Annotated in this window: 1 protein-coding gene; it reads right to left on the bottom strand. The window is 71.5% G+C overall.

Annotated elements, in window-relative coordinates:
• The coding region (locus tag ACL02U_RS32865) for an acyltransferase domain-containing protein (protein WP_412794671.1) at positions 1-1,060 on the bottom strand (1,060 nt) is incomplete at both ends.

Genomic DNA, 1,060 nt, shown 5'->3' with positions numbered 1-1,060 from the left:
CCCCGCGTCGTTGTCGTGGTCGAGGACCTGGCGAGCCAGACCGGTCAGGACCGCGTCCGGGCCGCACTCCACGAACCGCGACACTCCCAGGGTCCGCAACGCACGCACCCCGTCCGCGAAACGCACCGCCTCACGGACATGCCCGACCCAGTACTCCGGATCCGACAACAGGCCCGGCCCGGTCACCGCACCCGTCACGTTCGACACCACCGGCACCACCGGCTCCGACCACGCCAGCCCCCCGACCACGGCGCGAAAGTCATCCAGCATCGGCTCCATCAACGGCGAATGGAAGGCGTGCGAGACCCGCAACCGGGACACACGCCGCCCCATCCCTTCGAAGTGGGAAGCCACCGCCTCCACCCCGGCCTCGGCACCCGACACCACCACCGAGGCCGGCCCGTTGACCGCCGCAACACCCACCTCCCCGACCAGCAGCGGTTGTACCTCGTCCTCGGTCGCCTCGACCGCGAGCATCGCCCCACCGGCGGGCAGGGCGTCCATCAACCGGCCACGCGCCGCAACCAGCCGACCCGCATCCTGCAGTGACAGCACGCCCGCGACATGGGCCGCCGTCACCTCACCGATCGAATGCCCGGCCACCACATCAGGCCGCACACCCCACGACTCCAACAGGCGGAACAAGGCGGTCTCCACGGCGAACAGCGCCGGCTGAGCGAACGCCGTCCGCTCCAGCACACCCGCATCCGCGTCCCCACCCCACACCACGTCCCGCAGCGGGCGCTCCAGCAGGCCGTCCAGCACCTCGCAGACCGCGTCGAAGGCGGATGCGAACACGGGGAACGCGGCATACAACTCCCGGCCCATCCCGAGCCGCTGGCTGCCCTGCCCGGTGAACAACACCGCGCAGCGACCACCCGGACGCGCCCGACCAGTGACCACACCGGCCACACCGCCCACACCGGCCGTGGTTTCTCCCGCGGCCAGCGCATCCAGCCCCGCCAGCAACTCCTCGCGATCGGAGCCGACCACCACGGCCCGCTGCTCCAGTGCGGCCCGGGACACGGCCAGCGAATAGCCCACATCCACCGGATCCACA

The organism is Streptomyces sp. MS06 (assembly GCF_047200655.1).
GTDB lineage: Bacteria > Actinomycetota > Actinomycetes > Streptomycetales > Streptomycetaceae > Streptomyces.
This window is presented reverse-complemented; position numbering and strand designations above follow the sequence as displayed.